General features: G+C 69.2%; 13 protein-coding genes and 1 pseudogene. 4 read left to right on the top strand and 10 right to left on the bottom strand.

The genetic code is table 11. From position 1 onward, the window contains the following. Positions 1-175 precede the first annotated feature (175 nt). The 4 genes from BEK98_RS01000 to BEK98_RS00985 all read right to left on the bottom strand — a co-directional run bounded on the left by BEK98_RS01000 (position 176) and on the right by BEK98_RS00985 (position 8558). Positions 176-385, bottom strand: coding sequence for a DUF6243 family protein (locus BEK98_RS01000; RefSeq protein WP_093896585.1), 210 nt, complete (start codon positions 383-385; stop codon positions 176-178). 320 nt (positions 386-705) lie between these two features. Then, positions 706-3630 (bottom strand): putative dsRNA-binding protein, encoded by a 2925-nt coding sequence (locus BEK98_RS00995; RefSeq protein ID WP_094214391.1) that lies wholly within the window; start codon positions 3628-3630, stop codon positions 706-708. 253 nt (positions 3631-3883) lie between these two features. Continuing rightward, positions 3884-5344 (bottom strand): hypothetical protein, encoded by a 1461-nt coding sequence (locus tag BEK98_RS00990; protein WP_167444067.1) that lies wholly within the window; start codon positions 5342-5344, stop codon positions 3884-3886. A gap of 436 nt (positions 5345-5780) precedes the next feature. Next, positions 5781-8558: a protein kinase domain-containing protein gene (locus BEK98_RS00985; protein ID WP_167444066.1), complete on the bottom strand. Its 2778-nt coding sequence runs from the start codon at positions 8556-8558 to the stop codon at positions 5781-5783. 917 nt (positions 8559-9475) lie between these two features. Here BEK98_RS00985 and BEK98_RS00980 point away from each other — a divergent pair. Then, positions 9476-10900, top strand: coding sequence for a hypothetical protein (locus tag BEK98_RS00980; protein WP_094214388.1), 1425 nt, complete (start codon positions 9476-9478; stop codon positions 10898-10900). A gap of 66 nt (positions 10901-10966) precedes the next feature. Here the strand turns inward: BEK98_RS00980 and BEK98_RS00975 are convergent, their stop codons facing one another. The 4 genes and pseudogenes from BEK98_RS00975 to BEK98_RS50785 form a co-directional block, all read right to left on the bottom strand. Then, positions 10967-11278: a DUF6233 domain-containing protein gene (locus BEK98_RS00975; protein ID WP_094214387.1), complete on the bottom strand. Its 312-nt coding sequence runs from the start codon at positions 11276-11278 to the stop codon at positions 10967-10969. Between the two features lie 1556 nt (positions 11279-12834). Continuing rightward, complete coding sequence (locus BEK98_RS00965; RefSeq protein WP_244201692.1) at positions 12835-13443, bottom strand: HhH-GDP family DNA glycosylase; 609 nt, start codon at positions 13441-13443, stop codon at positions 12835-12837. Positions 13444-13569: 126 nt separating this feature from the next. Further along, the gene (locus BEK98_RS00960) at positions 13570-14286 is read right to left on the bottom strand and encodes a DUF4839 domain-containing protein (RefSeq protein WP_094214408.1); all 717 of its coding nucleotides are present in this window, start codon (positions 14284-14286) and stop codon (positions 13570-13572) included. Between the two features lie 1231 nt (positions 14287-15517). Next, positions 15518-15628, bottom strand: a pseudogene (locus BEK98_RS50785) (HipA family kinase); the annotation flags it as partial. A gap of 175 nt (positions 15629-15803) precedes the next feature. Here BEK98_RS50785 and BEK98_RS00950 point away from each other — a divergent pair. Further along, the gene (locus tag BEK98_RS00950) at positions 15804-16325 is read left to right on the top strand and encodes a Rieske (2Fe-2S) protein (RefSeq protein ID WP_094214384.1); all 522 of its coding nucleotides are present in this window, start codon (positions 15804-15806) and stop codon (positions 16323-16325) included. Positions 16326-16331: 6 nt separating this feature from the next. Here the strand turns inward: BEK98_RS00950 and BEK98_RS00945 are convergent, their stop codons facing one another. Continuing rightward, a complete protein-coding gene (locus BEK98_RS00945; RefSeq protein WP_094214383.1) occupies positions 16332-16976 on the bottom strand; it encodes a cysteine hydrolase family protein in 645 nt (214 codons plus the stop codon). Between the two features lie 149 nt (positions 16977-17125). Here BEK98_RS00945 and BEK98_RS00940 point away from each other — a divergent pair, with 149 nt between their 5' ends. Continuing rightward, complete coding sequence (locus BEK98_RS00940; RefSeq protein WP_094214382.1) at positions 17126-17593, top strand: pyridoxamine 5'-phosphate oxidase family protein; 468 nt, start codon at positions 17126-17128, stop codon at positions 17591-17593. Positions 17594-17602: 9 nt separating this feature from the next. Here BEK98_RS00940 and BEK98_RS00935 read toward each other — a convergent pair whose 3' ends face one another. Beyond that, complete coding sequence (locus tag BEK98_RS00935; protein ID WP_094214381.1) at positions 17603-18505, bottom strand: LysR family transcriptional regulator; 903 nt, start codon at positions 18503-18505, stop codon at positions 17603-17605. A 74-nt stretch (positions 18506-18579) separates the two neighbouring features. Between BEK98_RS00935 and BEK98_RS00930 the strand changes: the two genes are divergently transcribed. Further along, the gene (locus BEK98_RS00930; RefSeq protein ID WP_208642970.1) at positions 18580-19509 is read left to right on the top strand and encodes a DMT family transporter; all 930 of its coding nucleotides are present in this window, start codon (positions 18580-18582) and stop codon (positions 19507-19509) included. Positions 19510-19621: the final 112 nt, after the last annotated feature.

Below are 19621 nucleotides of genomic sequence, written 5' to 3'. Positions count from 1 at the left end.
TGGTGGCGGTGACGGGGCTGCTGAATCTGCGGCTGCCCCGGTTGGCCGGCTGAGACGCGGGTGCTCGGCCGAGAGCTGAGCGGGGCAGGCCGCGCCCGGTACGGCAGCAGGGCCCGGACCACGTGTCGCGGTCCAGGCCCTGCCCCGTGCGGTGCCGCCCTACGGTGGCGGTGCGTCAGCTCTGTGCGGTGTTGTCGCCCGTCTGCCCGGCGCCCTCCGCAGTGCCTGCCTTCTCGCGCATCTTGCGCACCAGCTCCGCCTTCTGGTCGGCGGCACCCTGGCGGTCGAGGTTGCGGTGCGGACCGTTGTTCTGCCGTTCGGCGCGGGACAGCTTCTTGCGCTGGCCGCCGCCCATGCCCACGGGGTTGTTGATGTTCTTGCTCACGGGTTCTCCCGGAATGTTGTGAAGTGATCTACGGATTCATCGGTGGGGGACGGGCACGGCGACGTCGAAGGACGTCAGCAGGGGCCCATCACGCTCTCACTCGTAAATCGGCGTCTGGAAGAACATGAGCAAGACGTTACCTGGTCCCGTCGGCTCCGCATACTAAGTTCTCACCGTCCCGGCGTCGGCCGGGCCTTCGGTGAGGGCCCAGGGGCAGCCGTTTCCTTCCAGAGCCAGCAGGGGCTCTGCAGCGCCATTCCTGTCACGCCCTTGCCACGCTGAAGCGGAGCGAAGAACGTGGCCCGGCTCGCGTTACGGGCTCACGAATACGGCTGCTTATCCTGTGCTTCCGCAGGCCCGTCGGCGACTTGCTCAATGAGCCGTCGCCGGTCCTTCGGCCCGGAGGCGTAGGCATCCATGCCTGCGGCGGCCAAGGGATGAAGGGGATCTGTCTCGAGATCGCCGTGCAGGCGCAGCAGTACATGGTCGTCACCGACCAGGCAGTCGGTGTACGGAAGGGTGTGCGACAGCAGGCGGGCGAAATCGTCGCAAGCCGCCCGGACGTCCACCCTGTCGAGGCCGAGCCAGACGTGCAGCGTGCCGTCCTGAACCGTCAGCTCGACGTCGATGCGGGTATCGGCCGCCTCGGCGGCTTCGCCGCCCCACTTCAGGGTCTCGTCCAGCGCGCCGAGGTGGATGGGGAGCGGGCGGAAGACCTCCTGACGCATGTCGTCGCGGACCGTGACGCCGGTGGCCGGGGCCTGATCGCGCCACCAGTCCTGCACGACGTCGCGAACGGAGGCGGCCTGCGGCCCGCTGCTCAGCGCTCGCCGTACGGCGTCCGCCGCGTTTCGCCGAACCACGCTCGCGACGTCGGGTCCAGGTTCGGCAGCCATACGGCGTAGGAGCGATCCAGGCCCGAGTCGGGTGTCGTCGAGGACCTTCGGGTACAGCTCGCGCAGCGCGTCCGGTACGGCTGTGCCGTCCGGCCCGAGCATGGGGCGGATGCGTTCTGCCCAGGCAAGAAACGCCTCGATGTCACCCGTGGTGAGGAGGTCGGTGCCGAGGTCGCCGCGGGCGAGCATGCGGGCGCGCTGCCTTTCCGTCGGCTGGCCGAGGCCATCGAGTTGGGCGCGCAGGAGGAAGACGAGCAGGTCCCGTTCCGGTGCGGGGAGATCGTCGACGGCACCGTTGACGGGGGCGGCGAGGATGTCGAGGACAGCCTCGGCGGTCGCCCTCTTCGCCTCCGGCTTCCCGGGGGTTCCGGGCAAACGCTCGGTCCACCGGTGCACACGGCCCCGAGCGTCCCGCAGCCTGATCGTGGCGGTAAAGCTCTTCAGGTGGTCCGGCCCCGAGACGTCGTACGTGTAATCGTGGTCGATCCCGTATGTGGTGGCCATGATGGCGAGGATGGTCACCGGGTCGTGCTGGTGTTCCAGGCCGGAGAGCCAGTCGTCGAGGACAGCGGGCCGGCGCCTGAGCAGCCGAGGCCCGTGGACGCGCCAGGCCGCGGCGACAACCGCCTGGGTGGCGTCCGACACCGCTGTGCGGCTCTGTCCGCTCTCACCGCGGCTCGTCAGCAGCCCTTCGGCGAGCTGGAGGGTCGCACCGAGCCGGGCGGTGTCGTCGTCAGAGGTGGTGAGGATGCGTGCCTCGTCCTCGTCGGGGGTGAGGCCGTGCGCGAGGGTCTGGCGGACGCGGACGTGGGCGGCGAGGTGGTTCACCACGTGCGAGCCGTGGTGGGCGAGGAGGTGGTTGTCGCGCTGGCGGGCGGCGGTCACCGCCGCCTGGTTCTCGTGGACCCACGAGGCATGAGTGAGGGCTTGGGCGAGGAGCCCGTCCGCGCGATGCCCAAGCTCGAACATCGCCGACAGGTCGCTCACGGCGTCCCGCTGCCGGTTGCCCGGCTGCGCGTAGGGCAGCGGCGACGCGGTAGGCAGGTTCGCGGGTGTCGCCTTCCGCTCGGCGCCCGCCGCCGCAGCCACCTTCGGGTATGCGTCGAGCAGCGCTCGTGCCGCAGCCACCCGCGCCGCCTTCTTGGACTGTCCGGTGCCTTCCGCCGTGCGGCCGGTTCCGGTGCGGACGACGGCGCGGAAGACCTTGCGGTGGTCCGGGCCCTCCTCGTCGTAGTCATAGGTCAGTCCTTCCTTGTGGAAAGCCGTATGCGCCAGAGTGACGGGATCAGCTCCCGTCTTCGAGGACGGCCGGTCGAGGTCGGGCCACACGGAGGCGACCAGCCTCTGCGCGATATCGTGCTCGCCACAGAGACTGAGCACGCCGAGGATCTGCCGGGCCACTCCTTCGAAGACGGACCTGGCGGGCTGCTGCGCCTCCCCCGCGCCCATGCGCACCAGCCCTTGCTTGGCAGCCCACGCGCCGAGCGCAAGGTCGGCGGCGGCACGACGCCGGGCGTGTTCGCTCGACTGTTCGCCCACCTTCCGAGGGGTCGCCCGTCGCGCGTAGGCGTCGAGCAGAATCACGTCGAGCGCGGTGGCACCGAGCCGGTCGAGCAGACCGAGCACGTGCGGTGTGACCTGGTCGGCGTGGTGACTCTCGTAGAGGTGACTGCGGTGTTCGGCGGCTAGGCCGAGCCAGGCGGTGACTTCGGGGCCGGCGTCCCATCCGCGCACGGCCTTCCCCACGATCTCGCGGACCTCTTGCCCGTACGTGCCCACCAGCGATACGGGCGGCTCGCACAGTGCCGGGTACGTGACGTCGTGGACGTCGAGCCGCCGTTCGGCGCGGGAGTAGGGCCGGACCGGCTCGGGCGACGGACGCTGTCCGGCCGCGGGCGGGGCCGACCGCGCGGGCCGGGGCGGGCGGGCGGCTTCGGGGGGTGTGGTCCGGACCCGGCGGGTGGACGCCGGGCGCTGGTGGGCAGGACGCGAGTCGGTGCGCCGAGGGTGCGCCTTCCGCCCGCCGGTCGGCGATGTGCCATACCTGCCGTCCAGGAGGTTCTGGAGTTCGTTGGTGAGCCAGGAGGGCAGTCCGGTCGGGGGGTGGCCGCCGTCGAAGAAGTCGCCGGCCAGGTCAACGCAGTACGCGTACCGCTCCCACTCGTGGTGGCGCGCGTGTTCCTGACCGAGCGTGCGCAGCGCCGACCGCATCCGCGCGTACGGCACCGTCTGGCCGGCCAGCTGGTACGACGTCCGGTTCCGCGCGGCATCGATGGCGAGCGCGATGCGGTGCACGGGTGTCGGCGGCGCAGTCTCGCGCAGCGACACGATGCCGACCCAGCGGTTCATGGCCCTCCCCCTGCCGGGTGACTCGGCCCTGCCCGGCCCCGGCACGCGCTCCCGGGTAGCGTCGGTGCGCTGTCCCGGTGCTTGCGTACGGGCGGCGGTCTGCCCCCGGTCCTGCTGTCCCCTCCTCCCGCCGCGCCTCACGACTCCCGGTGATCACGGCGGCACTGGCCGATCAGCGTAGGCCGCCTGACGCGGGTTCGGAAAGGGCTGCATCGCGGGCAAGAGGTGAAGCCAGTTGCCCCACCACGTGCCGCTACTGGTGCCGTCCGCCGCTCCACCACCGGCGCCGCTGGGCGGATGGCGGTTGCGGCGGGTTCACTGGCGCCGCCGACTGTGCGGTCACGGCCGCGTCGCCCAGCACTGCGGTGCGGATCGCCGCCCAGTCGGCGGCACGCCACCAGTTGAACAACTCCACCGTGCTGATGACCGTCACCGGTAGTGAGTCGAGCGAGGCGACGAACTCGGGCCGCGCGTACACCGCCGCCGTCCGCTCCGACGGGTGCAGCTTGTGCTGATGGTTGACGATCAGTACGCCGTCGGAGACCGGTTCGTCGGGCCGCAGTTGCGGCCAGGTCTCCAGATGCCGCTGGAGATGCCCGACGAGATGCTCCTGTGCGGGACCGGAGGCGCCCTTGACCTCGACCAGGCGCGATGCCATACCGTCGGCGCCGACGAGCAGGTCGGCTGACTTCGTCCCGCCGAGCTCCTCGTCCAGGTCCACGGTGTGCATTCCCGCCGCGGTCAGCACCCGCGCGACCGCATGGACCAGGTCGGTGCCGCTGCCGTACAGCAGCCCGTACCGCACCGGCTCCGCCGTCTCCTTGGCCTGTCGCAGTTCATCCTCCAGGCGATGCTTCTCGGCCGCGTACCGCGCCTCCAGATCCTCCAGCGCGTCGCGGGCGCTCTGCTCACCGACGGTCTGCAGATCGGGGTCGATGAAGAACGGCGACCGGGCACGGCGCAGCGCTGCGGGCACGTACTTCGGCAGTGCCCGGTGCACCAGCCAGCCCAGGACGCTCTCCCAGCGGGTGGCATCGGGGATGAGATACCACCGCTGGTCGCCCTCCGGCGGCGTCCAGGCCGCGACCACCGGCTCCCCGAGCGAGTCGACGAGGATGGGATGCAGTTCGCCCGCAGCGGGGTGGTCCACCCTGCCGGAACGGTAGCCGTCGTACGACTGAGAGCCGTACAACTTCAAACTCCACCACGGCGCGCCCTCGGGACGGGTCAGCAGCCGGAGCGCCAGATCACGGTCGGCGCCCTCCAGACCCGGCGCGATCTCGGGCCGCATCCCCTTGGGCAGGCGCCGACCACCGGCGCTTGTGGACTGGTCACCGAGGCGTACGGAGGCGTCCACCGACGACAGCGGGTTACGCGGACGGTCGCCGTCCGCGTGGCCGACGACGGCGAAGACCAGAGCGACCTCGCCGCGCTGCCGTGCACCGCCGAGGAAGCGCTCGAACTCCTCATGGCCCTGCCCGGAGAAGAAGCCCGGCTCCACGGCCGCTGGACAGTCGCTGCTCTCCATGCCCCACCATCGCGGCACGAGGCCGTGCTGCTCCCAGGGCACGTCGCCGGGGACACGCAGCGGCTCTGGCGGGCCCATCTGGTTCAGAGCTCGCTCCCTGCGGAGCAGCAGCCCCTGCTCTTCCTCGGAGCCGGGCTCAGGCTGGCCAATGTGCACCGGCACCAGGCCGGTGGTTGAGCTGCTCATCGCCGCAGGCTAGCACCCCTGTTGACACCCGGTCGGCGTACGGCCGACTCGCCAGGCAGCCCGCCTGAGATCAGCTGATGAGTAGCCGAACAGTCACCAATAAGAGTTCACCGCTCGGCCCGCAATCGGCTACGCGGGCGCCCGGCGGATCACGACACACTCTCCAGACGTTCGGGGTCGACGACACGGTCGGCGGGGCTGGATGTCCGTAACTGGTGGCTTCCTATGCCGGGACGCGGCTGCGAGTAGCCGATCACCGCTGTGCTTTGCTGCATGGGTATGGCTGTGCTCGTACTGCCCGGCGTCCCTCGTGAACTCCTTGCTGTGCAGGCTCTGCTGGTGATGCGCACAGTCCGCGCCTGTCCAACCGTCACGGGGGCGTATGGTCGGCCGGGGTGATGAACAGACACGAAACTGCTCGCCGGGTGGGGTGGGGTCAGCCACTGGTTGCGGAGTTGATGGCGCCGCGGATGGCCATGTCCACGGTGCGCTCCCGCGTCAGGTCGGCGAAGTGCCCCGCGCTGTCGGGGTATTCGCGCAGGACGGCGGCGAGGATCTGAGCGGCCTGCCCGCGCAGTTGGCGCAGCCAGTCCCGGATGGCGTCGTGCTGGTCCCACTCGTTGGACGCCGCGTCCCAGGTACACATACCGCGGGCCGCTTCCTCCAGAAGTTCCCACTGCTTCTCCCGGGCGGCGCGGACGGCGACGCCGCGAAGCCACGCGATGGCTCTCTTGGACTCGTTCCAGTGAGGCTGGCCGTTGCCATCGCCGTGGACGTGCCCGGTCATCGCATGCACGAGGGTGAGGGCCTGCTCGGGGTTGGCGAGGAGGAGCGGAGTGGCGCCCTTCATCTCCAGGTTCGGTAGGACGTCCAGGTAGAGCTCGTAGTCGTCGCTGTGGTCGGCGGCCAGTGCGAGCAGCCGGCCGACGGCATTGGTGTCCCCCTCTTGGGCGGCCGTCACGAGTTGCTGGGCACGTGCGATCGGCAAGTCGATGTGAGGCGAGGTCTCCCGCTCGACGAGGTCGAGGAATTCGGCGATGGTCTGCGGACGCTGGAGCGGGTCCCGGTACGTGCACTGCCTCACGACGCTGCGCCAGGGGCCCGGTGCCGGCAGAAGGGGCACGTTCGCCTCGGGCTCGATGCCCGTCAGCAGCCAGCCGATGACCTTTGCCAGGCTGAAGATGTCGCTGGAGGGTGTCGCGTTGTGGGGGTCGACGGACAGTTCGGGGGCCCCGAACTCAGCGGTGCCGATCTTGGTGCCAGTGCGCTTGGGGTTGGTCGTCTGGCCGCGGGGGCGGCGCACGATGCCCCAGTCGCCGAGTACCCAACGGCCGTCGAGGCGCAGGATGTTAGCGGGCTTGATGTCCCGGTGCAGGTAGTCCAGGCGGTGGGCATCGGCCAGGGCCGCCGCGACCGCGTCCACCAGGGCCCGCAGTTCCTGGCTGTCGTGCTGCAGCTGCGGCTGGAGGCGTTCGGCGGTGTCCTGGGCCAGCGGCATGACGAACCACTCGGCCCGCGGGCTCGAGTCGAGGACCGGCATGACGTGGCGGTTGCCGCCGAGGGCCTGGGCGACCTCGATTTCGCGCAGCATCCGTGCGGTCAGCTGCTCGCGCAGCGACCTCGGCTTCTTGAACGCGACGACGGTGCCCGTCGGCTTGTGCACGGCCTCGTGGACGATCCCCATACCACCCTCGCCGCCAGGCATCGGGAACTTCTCCAGGGCGTAGTCGCCGCGATTGCCGCAAGCCTGCTGGCGCACCGCGGCGTATGGATCAGCGGCGGGAGCTGGCGCCGGTTCCTCCTCGACCGCGGGGGAGACGGCAGGGGCGTGGCCGGTGATCTTCACCAGCACGGGGTGGACGACGCCGATATCGTTTGTCGGCAAGGAACCCAGCAGGTAGGCGGGCCCGCCCTCCGGCGCCTGGGCGAGTCCGAGGACTTCGCCGAGCTGCACCGCGGCCACCGGGTCGCTCTTGTGGGCCGCCGCGTCGACGGTGTGCAGTTCCACGCCGATACCGGATCCGGCCCGCCCGGCCACCAGGACCGTGTCACTCCCCATGCAGGCCATGTGGCCCGGGTAGGACACAGGCGTCGGCGTCCAGTCTTCCCGCCCGCCGACGCTCGTACCGACGGCGAGGTCGACGACGGCGCTGTGCCCGCCAGCGGCGAGGAAGAATCGCCGCCCGTCAAGCCAGTCGGCCGACCGCACCGCCGCGTCGAAGGCGATGGAGAACCGCTGCTGATCGCCGACCTCATCGCTCAGACGCGTGAGTGCAAGGGTCGAGCCGGCGCCGGCGCCGAGCGTCGCCCCAGACCCGGACAGAACCCACAGGCTCGCGTCGGGGCCGAGAAGCAGGCTCGCATGCGGCTCGAACCCCCCGCCCACCGCCCGCAGTTCACCGTCGCGCCACATCACTACCGCAGGCCCGCACGGGACGCACACGGCTCCGTCCGGCAGCACGACAGCGGCGCCATGCACACCGGGCAGTGGCAGCCGCCACCGCACCCCGCCACGCTGCAGATCCACCTCGGCCAGCCCGGCCTCGGTGGTGATCAGCGCCCGCTCGGCCGACTCCCAGGCAAGCCCGCTCGGCGGCAGCGGCCAGTCCTCTCCGGCCAGGACTACGGAGGCCACGATGCCCGGCTCCGTCCGGGCCGGCACGGTGATCGGTCCGGATGGCCGCGTCGGCAGGGACAGGGCAGGGGCCGGCTCCTCCGGCTCGTGCAGCAGGAGTTCGTGCAGCGGGGTGTACGGCGGCCGTGGCGTGCGGAACGCCGACCGGATCAGCTTCGCGAGCGGGACGAGGGCGCACACGGCGGCCTCCAGATGGTCCCGGTCGAGTAGCACACCCCGCGTTCCCAGGACTGCGCGCAGGCCATCATCCACCGCACTGGCCGGAGTCCTCGCACACACTAGGACCCATCGCATACCAGGAGGCAGGTCCCGCTGGTCAAGGGCCCGCGCCGCGGCCGTGGCCGACTCGGCCACATCGGTGCCTGACGCAGCCGTCACGGTGATCACGTAGTCGCGTCCGGCGAGTTCGAAGAACACGGCCGGATCATCGGGCGAGTGGTAGTCCACCGTCGCCTCGGCGTCGGTTCGCCGGATCAGGGCCGCCACCACGTTAACCAGGAGCCGGTGCCTGTCCCGCTCCGACACCTCGTCACTGTGACACTGACCGTACTCGGCCAGCAGCTCCCGTACGTCCTCCATCGACCCGCCCCGTGCATCGTGCCTGCCGGGCACCACACCCTGCGGAGCGATTGTCGCCCACACCCGGACACGACGCGCGGTGTTCAGGGAGATCCGTCCACACCCACCTGGGATCTCGCGCGTGAGCCGCTCGCCGCCTCTTGCTTCCCGGCCGGGCATCGGGCCGTCCGCGGGTGTTGACCACAGGCACCCTCCGCCCTGCATGAACCATCGGCGCGCACCTGCCGGACGATAGGGCAGCAGGAAGTCTCAGTTGTGTGATATTCCCACGAGCGCGTCCCCCAAGTGGTGTCAGTCGAGAGGAAATAGAGAGCGGCAGGAGGATCCCCAGCCGGCCCGGCCGGTCAACACTCAGCAGCACCAGCGCCCAGCGTCCGACAAGCCACTCCCCGGGCAAGGCGGCCGGTGGCCCGGAAAAGGAGTACGGCAACCTCCGAGGTCCAAGCTGTTCCTCGGTCGGGAGGGGACGGGTCTGGATGACCGATCTCTGTGCACCCGGACAGGACGGTGAACTGCAGTAGCGCTGCGCCGGATGCTGTGAGCTCGTTGAAGTGTCGCTTGCTGAGATGGCGTTCCGCCTCCGGCCTGAGGAAAGGCAGCATGCCGGCGTCGTTGTCCAGAAAGCCGTCTTCGGTGAGGGAGCGCAGGAGGAGGGCCATGGACCCGAGGGAAGGAGCGAGGCCGTTCCACTGCCGTGTCCACAACTGGTCGCCCGGCTTTTACAGCTGAAGGATGTCGGCAGCAACTGCAAGGCCACGAGGCGGCACTGCTCGGACGGCGGGACGACCAGTTCCACCCAGCCGCGCGCCTGCATCAGAAGCAGCCCGGACGCCTGCAGTAACCTTTCCTCTTCAGGTCGACGTAGTCCGCTGAGGCGGGGCCGCGTACGGTGCCAGCGGCGTCGGTAGGGTCCTCTCGTGACGTACATAGTGACCCTCACCCCGGACCAGGTAACCGACAACGAAGACGACTGGCTCGTCTCGGAGCGCTTCACAAAAGGACTACCCACAGGGCTCGACACGTCAGATACCGGCACCCGGTTAGCGTTCTTGGTCTGCGACAGCCGGGCGCGTTCCGCGAACAACGGCCGCCACGGGCTCACCGATCACGGCCGCTTCATCACTTGGATGGGCTCGGTCCAGCGCATCAACACCGTGGGCCCGGTCGACAGAAGCATCACCATCGAGCCCATGCGTAGATGTCCAAAGCCGGTGCCCCTGGACGGTACCGACGGAATCCTCGCGTCCCTGCCCTCGACACACCGGGCTCACGTAGAGCGGGCTCTCTCCGGAAGCGCGGGCCACTTCGGCATGACGACCTGGCAGGCTCTGCGGGAAGCACTCCTGAGACGTCACCCCGAGTTGGCCCGGTACATCGACTGGTTGCTCGCCCATCTCAACCCACTCGTCTTCAACGTCGAGGACGCAGCAGACCGTGCGTGGCAGGAGCAGAAGGACGCGGCTCAGACCCTCACTCGCGTGACCGATTTCCCGCACTCCGCGCTGTCGGCCTGGGGACGCCCATCGTCCCGGGACGAGCCATACCTGGCGGGACTCATTCCGGACCCGGTGGAGAACAGCCTGATCGACCACGACGTATGGGCCGGGCTGGGCGGCGAAGCGCCCCTTTTCGACGACTGGCGACAACGCGGTGACGTGCGATGCGACATCCACGTGCTGGAAGACTCCACAGGACGCCGTCTCGAGGTCGTCAACGTCAATGCCACGCCGGTCGAGAGCCGACTGGGCACGGACATGATCTACTACCACCACCCCACGCACAGCTTCATCCTTGTCCAGTACAAGCGCTTGGAATCCCGGCACAAGGAATACCGGGTGAACAAGCAGCTCTTGGACCAGATGGACCGCTTGGAACAGGTTTCACAGCTGAGTTCAACACCCGCCCGCTCTCACGAGTGGCGCCTCTCCCCGGACGCGTGCTTCCTGAAGTTCGCACACTGGCGGAACGGGGCGGCTTCCAGCACCGAACTGGCCCAGGGCATGTACATTCCCCTCTCCTACGCCCGCGTCCTCCTGGAGGACGACTGCACGCTCGGACCCAGGGGTGGGCGCATTTTCAGCTACGAGAGAGCGGCCAGCTACCTCGTCGGGTCGGAGTTCGCGGAGCTCGTGAAGCTCGGCCGAGTCGGAACCGTGGGGACCAGCGTCGAGCAGTTGAGGGACTTCGGGCTGCAGCGTGCCCGCGAGGGATACAGCGTCATGCTGGGATTCGAAACGAGCGACGAGACGCCCCGCGAACGGGCTGTACGTACCCGGAGCCGCAGCGCGAAGAACAGGCCGAAGGTGAACTCTTACTCCCCGCCCACCTCGCAGCAGCCGTGAGTGTTCGCGATCTTCGAACGTGCCGGTCGGAGGGGGGGTGGAGCGAGTCTCCATGAAGTTGCTTGGCTACCCGATCCCGTAAAGACCCGGCAGGTCGACCAGCAGGAGATCATCGGGCCAGCAGTGCGGACACGCCTCCACCTCCGCCAGCGCCCGCAGCGCGACGTCCCGGGGCACACCGCGGCACCGCCCGCCCGCCATGTGGCAGCCGCCAACATGGACGTACACCGCAGGACCGGCGCCGATGCGGGACTCCAGGAGCCAGTCCGCTGCGGGCAACCGGGCCTCCCGACCGTGCTGCCGTTCCCGCTCGCGCCTTTCGGCCCCCGCGATCGCCTGCCGCACCTCGGCGAGACACAGCTCGAGCCACGTCTCCATTCTGTGGAATCAGCTTTGTCAAGCTCGCGGGGCGTTGCTGCGTTGGGCTGACTGTCGGCGGGCCTCGTGGCCTGGTGCTGTCGTGCGCGAGTGAAGGGCGCGCACCTGCCCACTCGCCGTCGCAATGGCGGCAGCCGAGACCTCGATTGGCAGAAACTAGAAGTCGCCCACATCGCGGCGGTTGATGACCAGCAGCAGCGCCCCGGCCGGCCGGGGCGCACCACTCCCCAACCGCGGTCCCCTCGGGGCTTGTGGAGAGCCGGGTGCGGTGCCAAGTCGCATGCCCGGTTCGGGGAGGCGGCTCCGGGGAAGCGGACCGGTCGAAAGACCGGCACCGCGCCCGGGCCGACTTCACCATTAGGCGAGCCCCTCCTGTTCAGGCCTGAAGGTCGCCGGAACCTCTTCGGGCTGGAGCAGCGCGACCCTCTGCCAGGTTGCCAGGACGTCCTGGGTGGCCGTCGTCAGGGGCTCCATGTCCCATCCGAATTGGTGGTACATCCGCCGAAGAAGCGACAACGCGGCGAGCGGAGCACAAAGACACAGGAGAGCAGCGTCCTCGGCTTGCACCTCGATCGATGCGACCCTGTCCGCCACCCATTCCCCTGGAGGAAGCCCTCCGCAGCGAGCACAGCTCATCACGACGCAGCGCCGCGTCATAGGCAAGCGCCAGCATCACCCGGTTACGCACCGGCTCACACCGCGCAACGTCCAGAAGATCCCGCCACTGCCGCTCGTCCGGGATCCACGGCAGCTTGGAGAACCGGGGCACCAGGCCCCAATGGTGAGCACTCCCGCGCCGGCCCGGCGTGTACCGCCCGCGGCCCACGGGATTCGAGTCACGCAGCCCTTCCTCCATGAGGAAGTCGTAGAACAGGCGTACCGGCACCAAGCGCTGCTGGATCGTCGCATTCGCCAGCCCCGCCCCCGACTCGATCGAGACGACGTTCCCCCCGCGCCGGTGAGACCGAGACATCAGCTCACGGACGAACACCCCCACGTGCGTCCGGCCCGCGACCAGCGGATCGACGCCCTCCTTCTCGCACAACGCCAGATACTCCGCCATCCCCCGTGCATACGCATCCAAGGTCCGCGGCGCACGGCCGAGGTCCTCCCACGCCTGCAACCACGTCGCTGCGTGCTCGTGCCGTGCCAGTACCGGCCGCTTGGCCACGAGTACCGATGTCCTCAAGCCGTTCCCCAGGTTCATGGATGAAGCCGGGCTACATGATCACCCGGGCAGATTCCACGTAACTTCTAGCGTTCGGAGGCGCGGCAGGTCGGGGGCAGGTCGGTCGCGACTCCAGTTTGCAACACGAATCGAACAGGTGATCCCATGGGATCACGGGAAGATCCCCGGCCACAGGACGGTTCCGCCTGGCCTCGATGGTGCCACCGTAGGATCTTCGCCGACTGGTGGGAGGAGGAGACCGGAGACAGCGTCCGCGAGAACTCGGGCCGCGCATCACCCATGAGCAGATCAGCCTGCTGTAACCCGCACCTACAACGGCCCGCCCCGCCCTGCGACCGGGGGGGACCTGGCCCGGCCCGCTGGGTGGCTACGCAGCCTCCGACCTATGCCGCCAAACGGCATGCTCCAGTCCGCTTTTGTCGTGCCCAAGAATCGCGGCGGCTTCCTCATACACTGCGCGCAACTGGTCGTAGGGGAGGTTCGGAAGGCCCGCATCCACGGCGAAGGCGCGCAGATGTACGTCAACGGCGACGTGCGAACGGCCGACGAGGTTGCCGATGTAGTCGATGCTCTTCGGCCCCACCCCCTTCACCGTGCGCAGAACGGCGCGATTGGCCTGATGACCGAGCCACGTGTGGAGGTCGTCACGGGTATCGACCCCGTGGGCAGCGAGGAGGTCGGTGATGGCGTGGGCCGTCGCGACCTTCTGGGCGTGGTTGAACTCCATGGCCACGGCGAGGTCTCTCGTAGCGAGCTGGCGCTGGAAGCCGCGGACCGTTCTTGCATCAGGCCAGCTCAATTGCAGCCGGAGGAGCCGCGGTCGGAGAGTCCTCTCGTAGTTGCACCGGGGCTGGAAGCTGACGTCGCAGATGACAGCACCCATGTGGGTCCATCCGCCAGGCTGGGGAAACGGACCGCTGCCAAGTAGGTGTTGAACGTGGTCGGCGAGCCGCTGGGCAAGGCTGGATGCGAGCATGGGCCAATGATGGCGCAGCGGTCTGACAATCTGGTTGGAAAGCTCAAAACTCTCGAATGGATGGGGCGAGGGAGGTGCCGTTCTGTCGGGCAGCCCCCTCCATGACGGGGAGACTGCCCATTTCGGCTACCGCGTCTCCGTCGAGACCGGGGCAAGGCGGAAGACGCACTGGACCGTGTTGAACTCAACCACCTCGGCGACGAAGCGGAACTTGTCGCCAACTGCAACGGTGGCAGGGACCTGCCTGCCGGTCAGGTGCAGGTTGCCGGTGTTGACGTCCTCGTACTTGAAGTTCGGGCCGTCCGTCGTCTGCGGTCCCTTGTCGCCCGGGCCGAGAAGGAAGTCGTAGCGGGTCCGGTCATCCCCGTAGGACGCCATGTGCCTGATTGACCCGTCGAAGGCGACCACCTGCCCCTCGTGCTTGGTTGCGAAGTTCACGTTCGCCTCGTCGCACGGGTCCGCCTTCAACAACGCTGCGAACTTCGGATTGTTCTGCGCCGTGATCACCTCAGCGGCAGTCGGCTCGTCTGCGGTCGGCGTAGCGGAAGGCTTCTCGCTCGTAGCCGTCGACCTGGCTGACGCATCCCTCTCCTCGTCGCCGTCGCTGAGCGCAACGCCGGTGCCGATGATGGCGGCCAAGACCACGAGGACGGCAGCACCCGCCCCGATCAGACGCCACGGCAGGGGCTTCTTCGGCCGACGGAAGTTGAGGGTGGTGCGAAGTCTGCCCGGGAGCTGTTCCACGAGCTCCCAGCCGTCCTTCTGCATCTTCGAGATCACCAAACCGTCGGTCCCCCGAACCGTCTGCACGGTCTTGTACTCGTACTTGATCTCATCGGCCATGCGGCTCCCCGCCCCCTGAAACGAACTGGTCATACCAACTGGGCGCGAGCATAGGTGACTCCGCGAAAAGCCCGGCATCACGAACTGGCGGCTCATCACCGAGACCTGTCGCGACAAACTCGACCAGGAGCAGCGAAACGCCCTCCGACAGCTGGGCCTCGACTGGGCGGGACCGGCACCGGCCGCCCAGGCCGCCCCGGATCAACCCGCCCCCTTCCGCGCCTTGAAGCGTCGGCAGGGGGCGTCATGGGTTCATGAAGGGTAGAAGCCGCTCCGTTCCGCCCCGGCGGTGTGGAAGGGGTAAAGGGTGGCCGTGCCGCTGAGATCGTGTGGGGGGCGACGTTCTCGACGATGATGACCTGGACGCTGGGGTCGTCCCGGAGTGTGCGGTAGAAGTGGGCGACGACGTCGTAGGGAATCTTGATGTCGTCTTCGTCGGGTTCCCGGTAGGTGAGGAGCGGGGAGTCGAGGACGACGAAGCCGGGGTGCGGCAGGTTTCGGCTCGCTGTGTACCGGGCGAGGGCGCCGGTGAAGGCCGCGTGGATGATCGAGCGCATGCCCCGTCTCCAGGCGCTGGATCTGGGCGTGGAGGGCCAGGTCGGTTTGGATCTAGCTCCGGGTGGTGAGCAGTGCCTTGGTGTCTTCTTGAAGGGGGGCCAGCCGCTCGTCGAGGCGGCGGACTTCGGTGGCGAGAGCTCCGCTCTCTGTGGTGAATGCGGCGTGCCAGGTGGGACCGTCAGCGCGGGCAGGCGGATGCGGCCACTCCAACAGAGCCGCCGCCCCGAGATCGGCATCAGTCAAGATCCGGACCAGTCCCGCGGCTGCCATATTCGCAGGTCAGCGAGCTGCTTGCGCTGTACCACCAGCAGACGAAGAACCTGTTGACACCGGACGCACCGGCCCTTCTGCTGCGACTGGCCTTGACGACCTAATGGCCCACCTATACGAAGCCCCAGACCTGCCTGTCGACACCTGCCCGCATTAATTGCCGCGCCGTGTCCGTCACTCAGCGTTTCTATGGCGCGGCGTGGACGGACGGGCAGCCTGTGTCGCAATCGCCCCCGAGCGACGGCAAGCGCCGGGGAGAATCTGGGGAGTCCCGGCGGCCCTGGGGAGCGCGTGGGGAGAACCGACTACATAACGCGGCACCTCCCTGAAAGACGCCGAAAGACTCATGTGCGCAGGTCACAGGCATCCCAGATCGAATCGGCGCAGGTCAGAGGCGTCTGGTAGACAACTTCATGACGTACGTCCCGAAGTCGTCGGCCTCGACGAGCCCCGGCAGCGAGCCGCCCTCACGCAGCGGCGTGACGTAGCGGGTGGCGATGACTTCCTTGAGCATCGCCCCAGGTTACTGTCGGCGGGAGCGGCGCCCCGCCGACAGCTTGTCGACAGCCGTGGTTTACGGCCGTCTCATCCCCGCCAGGCAAGGATCTGGGTGCCCGTCTGAACAGGTGGTGCCCCAGGACCGTACCCCTGGACGGATCACGAGAAGCTCCGCGGAAGGGAACGCCCACATGACCAGCGCCTCGCTCAAGCCCGAAGCAGGACCGGCCCGCCGTACCGTCATGGCGGCGGCCGGAGCGGCCGGGCTCGCCGCCGCGCTGACCGCCTGCGGTTCGGGCGACGACTCGTCGAACACCGTCAACACCGGGTCCGGTTCGTCCGGCACGACCGGGTCCACCGGCTCCACGGGATCGACCGGGTCCTCGCAGGACAGCGGCTCCTCGGCCTCGGGCGGTTCAGCCGGCGGCACGGCCCTCGCCAAGACCGCGGACATCCCGGAGGGCGGCGGCAAGATCTTCAAGGACGAGGGCGTGGTGGTCACGCAGCCGACAGCGGGCACCTACAAGGCGTTCTCGTCGAAGTGCACCCACCAGGGCTGTGCGGTGGGCAGCGTGGCGGGCGGCGTGATCGTCTGCCCGTGCCACAACAGCCACTTCTCCGTCGAGGACGGCAGTGTGAAGCAGGGTCCCGCGACCCAGGCGCTGGCCGCCGCGAAGATCACCGTCTCCGGCGACGAGATCAAGCTGAGCTGAGCGGCGTCACGCGCGCCGGCGCGGCCGTTTGAAGCAGCCGAGCACCTCGTCCGTGGACGTGATCGTGGCGACCAGGGCGAGGGTGTTGCGGATCATCGCGGGGGTGTAGTCGGCGGGCACGCCCGCGATGGCGTCGGCCGGGACGACGGCGGTGTAGCCGCGGTTGACCGCGTCGAACACCGCGTTGGGGACGGCCACGTTGGCCGAGACGCCGGTGACGATCAGGGTGCGGCAGCCGAGGTTGCGCAGCAGCGCGTCGACCTCGGTGCCCTGGATCGGGGACAGGCCGTGCAGCCGTCGTACGACGAGGTCCTCCTCGGTGACCTCGATCGGCGGCGCCACCCGCACCGCGGTGGTGCCGGTCAGCTGCTGCACGGGGAGCCGCTCGGCGGCGCGGAAGAGGCGGGCGTTGCGGCTCGCGCCGCGGCCGTCCGGGCGGCGCTCGGCCAGGGCGTGGATCACCTGCACCCCGGTCTCGTGCGCGGCGGCGACCAGCCGGGCCACGTTGCGCAGCGCGCCGGAGGAGCGGGCCTCGCGGGCCAGTTCGGGCAGCGCGCTGTCCGGGCCGACCACTCCCTGCTGGCACTCCACGGTCAGCAGGACCGTGCTCGCGGGATCGAGCAGCTCGCCGAGGTGTTCGTACGACGGCATGGCGCCTCCGTTCGCCGAGGTGCGGGGCGGTGAGAGTAACCACAACGAGGCCGGAGCGGAAGTCGACCCATTCCTTTTTCTGACGTGATGTCAGAGGATCAATACGCACGGAAGTTCCTCTGGCACGACGTGGGAGAAGAGGGAGCCGTATGACCGTCACTCAGCAGCGCCGCGGCCGGAAGATCATGATGACGCCCGGCGAGCTGGACGAGTTCCTCACCAGCCAGCGCACCTGCCGGGTCGCCACCGTCTCGGCGGACGGCGCGCCGCACGTCAGCGCATTGTGGTTCGCCTGGGACGGCACCTCGCTGTGGCTGTACTCGGTGGTGCGCAGCCGGCGCTGGACCCAGCTGCGCCGCGATCCGCGGGTGGCTGTCGTGGTCGACTCGGGCGAGGAGTACGACCAGTTGCTCGGGGTCGAGCTGTCCGGGCAGGTGGAGTTCGTCGGCGAGGTGCCGCGGACCGGGGAGCTGTGCGCCGAACTCGACACGGCGGAGACGCTGTTCGCCCGCAAGAACTTCGGCCTGGACGAGATGCCGCACGACGGCCGGCACGCCTGGGCGCGGCTGACCCCGGAGAAGATCGTGTCCTGGGACTTCCGGAAGCTCGGGGCGTAGCGCCGGCGCTCAGCCGAGCTGCAGGGCCGAGGTGCGCAGGGCCTCGACCGCTGCCCGGATCGAGGGGCGGCGGTCGGCGTCCGCCCGCCAGATGACGTACACATGCCTGCGTACGCGCTGCTTGAGCGGGACCAGGACGATGCCCGGCGGCACCGGGTGGCGGCCCAGCAGCGGTGCGATGCACACACCCAACCCGGCGGCGACCAGGCCGAGTTGAGTGTGGGTCTCGCCGGCCCGGTGGCCGACGATCGGCTCGATGCCCTTCGAGCGCAGCGTGAACATCAGCCACTCGTGGCAGAACTCGCCCTCGCCCCAGGTGATCCACTCGTCCTCCGCGAACTCGGCGAGGTCCACCTCGTCCCGGTCCGCGAGCCGGTGCCCGACGGGCAGGGCGACATCGGCCGCGTCGTCCAGCAGCGGAGCCTTGACCAGGCCGTCCGGCACGGGCATCGGCTTGTTGTACCAGTCGAGGACGACCGCGAGATCGAGGTCGCCGCGCACCACACCGGCGATGCCCTGCTCGGGTTCCAGTTCGCTGGAGCGCACCCGCAGCCCCGGATGCTGGGCGCGCAGGGCGGCGAGCGCGGTCGGGAACAGGCCGCGGGCGGCAGTGGGGAACGCCGAGAGGCGCAGTTCGCCGACGACCTGGCCCCGGTGCGCCTCCAGGTCGGACTGGGCCAGCTCGACCTGGGAGAGGATGCGGGCCGCGTGCTCGGACAGCAGCCGCCCGGCGTCCGTGAGCCGCACGCCCCGCCCGTTCTTGGCCAGCAGCTGCTGGCCGATCTCCCGCTCCAGCTTGCCCAGCTGCTGCGACACCGCGGACGTGGTGACGTGCAGCGCGTCGGCGGCGGCGCTGACCGAGCCGTGCCGGGCGAGGGCGTCGAGGGTACGCAGGCGCTCCAGATTCAACATGTAAGCAATCCTAAGAGGTACCGGGTGGGAATTCTCGATTGTGCTACGAAGTTGCCTCCCGCATGGTTGATGCCATGAGCACGGTCACCGCACCCCGAACCCAGTCCCCCGCCCCTGCCCGCCCCCGCACCCGCCTCGACTGGCGGCTGCGCTTCGCCGTCCTCTCGCTGATCTGGGGCTTCAGCTTCCTGTTGATCAAGGTGGGCACGGAGGGGTACGCGCCCTTTCAGGTCACCCTGGGCCGGCTGGTCTTCGGTACGGCGGTACTGGCGGCGGCGATGGCCGTGAAGCGGGAGCGGCTGCCGCGCGGGGGGCGTGTGTGGGGTCATATGGCGGTCGCCGCGTTCTTCCTGAACGCCCTGCCGTTCTCCCTCTTCGCCTACTCGGAGCTGACCATCCCGTCCACGCTGGCGGGCATCTGCAACGCGACGTCACCGCTGTGGGGCATGGCGCTGTCCCTGGTCGCGCTCTCGGAGGACCGGCCCACGCGGGTTCGCTTCGCTGGACTTGGCCTGGGGTTCCTGGGGGTGCTGACGGTGCTGGGGGCTTGGCAGGGGTTCCATGGGCTGGATGCGACGGGTACGGCCATGGCGCTGTTGGCCTCGCTGAGCTATCCCATCGGGTGGATCTATGTTCGGCGGAATCTGGCGGGTACGGGGAACTCCCACTTGTCGATGACCGGTGCGCAGTTGCTGTTGGCCACCCTTCAACTGGCCGTTGTGACACCGCTGTTCACTTCGGTTCCGGATCACTTCTCGCTGGTCCCGCTGCTGGCGATCGCCGCGCTGGGGGCCCTGGGGACGGGGCTGGCGGTGCTCATTCAGTACGGGTTGGTTGCTGAAGTGGGGCCGACTACGGCGCAGATGGTCACGTACTTCATTCCGGTGATCGCCACGGCTGCGGGGGTGGCGATTCTTGGGGAGTCGCTTCGGTGGACCACGCCGGTGGGGGCGGTGGTCGTTCTTGCAGGGGCTGCGCTTACTCAGCTTCGGCGGGGCGCCTGAGGGGGTGGGGTGCGGGGAGTGTGCGCGAGTGCCGGTTCGATGTGGCTTGTCGCGCCCACGCGGCGGAGTCGCATATCGATACAGCCCCGCGCCCCTAAGTCCATTGGCCCGC

Origin of the sequence: Streptomyces diastatochromogenes, assembly GCF_002242805.1 — a bacterium.
GTDB classification, from domain to species: Bacteria; Actinomycetota; Actinomycetes; order Streptomycetales; family Streptomycetaceae; genus Streptomyces; species Streptomyces diastatochromogenes.
This window is presented reverse-complemented; position numbering and strand designations above follow the sequence as displayed.

What these genes read in the sequence shown, in the direction of transcription:
- BEK98_RS00930 (WP_208642970.1), top strand. Translation starts at nt 18,580, where the DNA reads ATGAGCACGGTCACCGCACCCCGAACCCAGTCCCCCGCCCCTGCCCGC.
- BEK98_RS00985 (WP_167444066.1), bottom strand. Translation starts at nt 8,558, where the DNA reads ATGGAGGACGTACGGGAGCTGCTGGCCGAGTACGGTCAGTGTCACAGT.
- BEK98_RS00940 (WP_094214382.1), top strand. Translation starts at nt 17,126, where the DNA reads ATGACCGTCACTCAGCAGCGCCGCGGCCGGAAGATCATGATGACGCCC.
- BEK98_RS00945 (WP_094214383.1), bottom strand. Translation starts at nt 16,976, where the DNA reads ATGCCGTCGTACGAACACCTCGGCGAGCTGCTCGATCCCGCGAGCACG.
- BEK98_RS00990 (WP_167444067.1), bottom strand. Translation starts at nt 5,344, where the DNA reads ATGAGCAGCTCAACCACCGGCCTGGTGCCGGTGCACATTGGCCAGCCT.
- BEK98_RS00995 (WP_094214391.1), bottom strand. Translation starts at nt 3,630, where the DNA reads ATGAACCGCTGGGTCGGCATCGTGTCGCTGCGCGAGACTGCGCCGCCG.
- BEK98_RS00965 (WP_244201692.1), bottom strand. Translation starts at nt 13,443, where the DNA reads ATGCTCGCATCCAGCCTTGCCCAGCGGCTCGCCGACCACGTTCAACAC.
- BEK98_RS00950 (WP_094214384.1), top strand. Translation starts at nt 15,804, where the DNA reads ATGACCAGCGCCTCGCTCAAGCCCGAAGCAGGACCGGCCCGCCGTACC.
- BEK98_RS00960 (WP_094214408.1), bottom strand. Translation starts at nt 14,286, where the DNA reads ATGGCCGATGAGATCAAGTACGAGTACAAGACCGTGCAGACGGTTCGG.
- BEK98_RS00935 (WP_094214381.1), bottom strand. Translation starts at nt 18,505, where the DNA reads ATGTTGAATCTGGAGCGCCTGCGTACCCTCGACGCCCTCGCCCGGCAC.
- BEK98_RS00975 (WP_094214387.1), bottom strand. Translation starts at nt 11,278, where the DNA reads ATGGAGACGTGGCTCGAGCTGTGTCTCGCCGAGGTGCGGCAGGCGATC.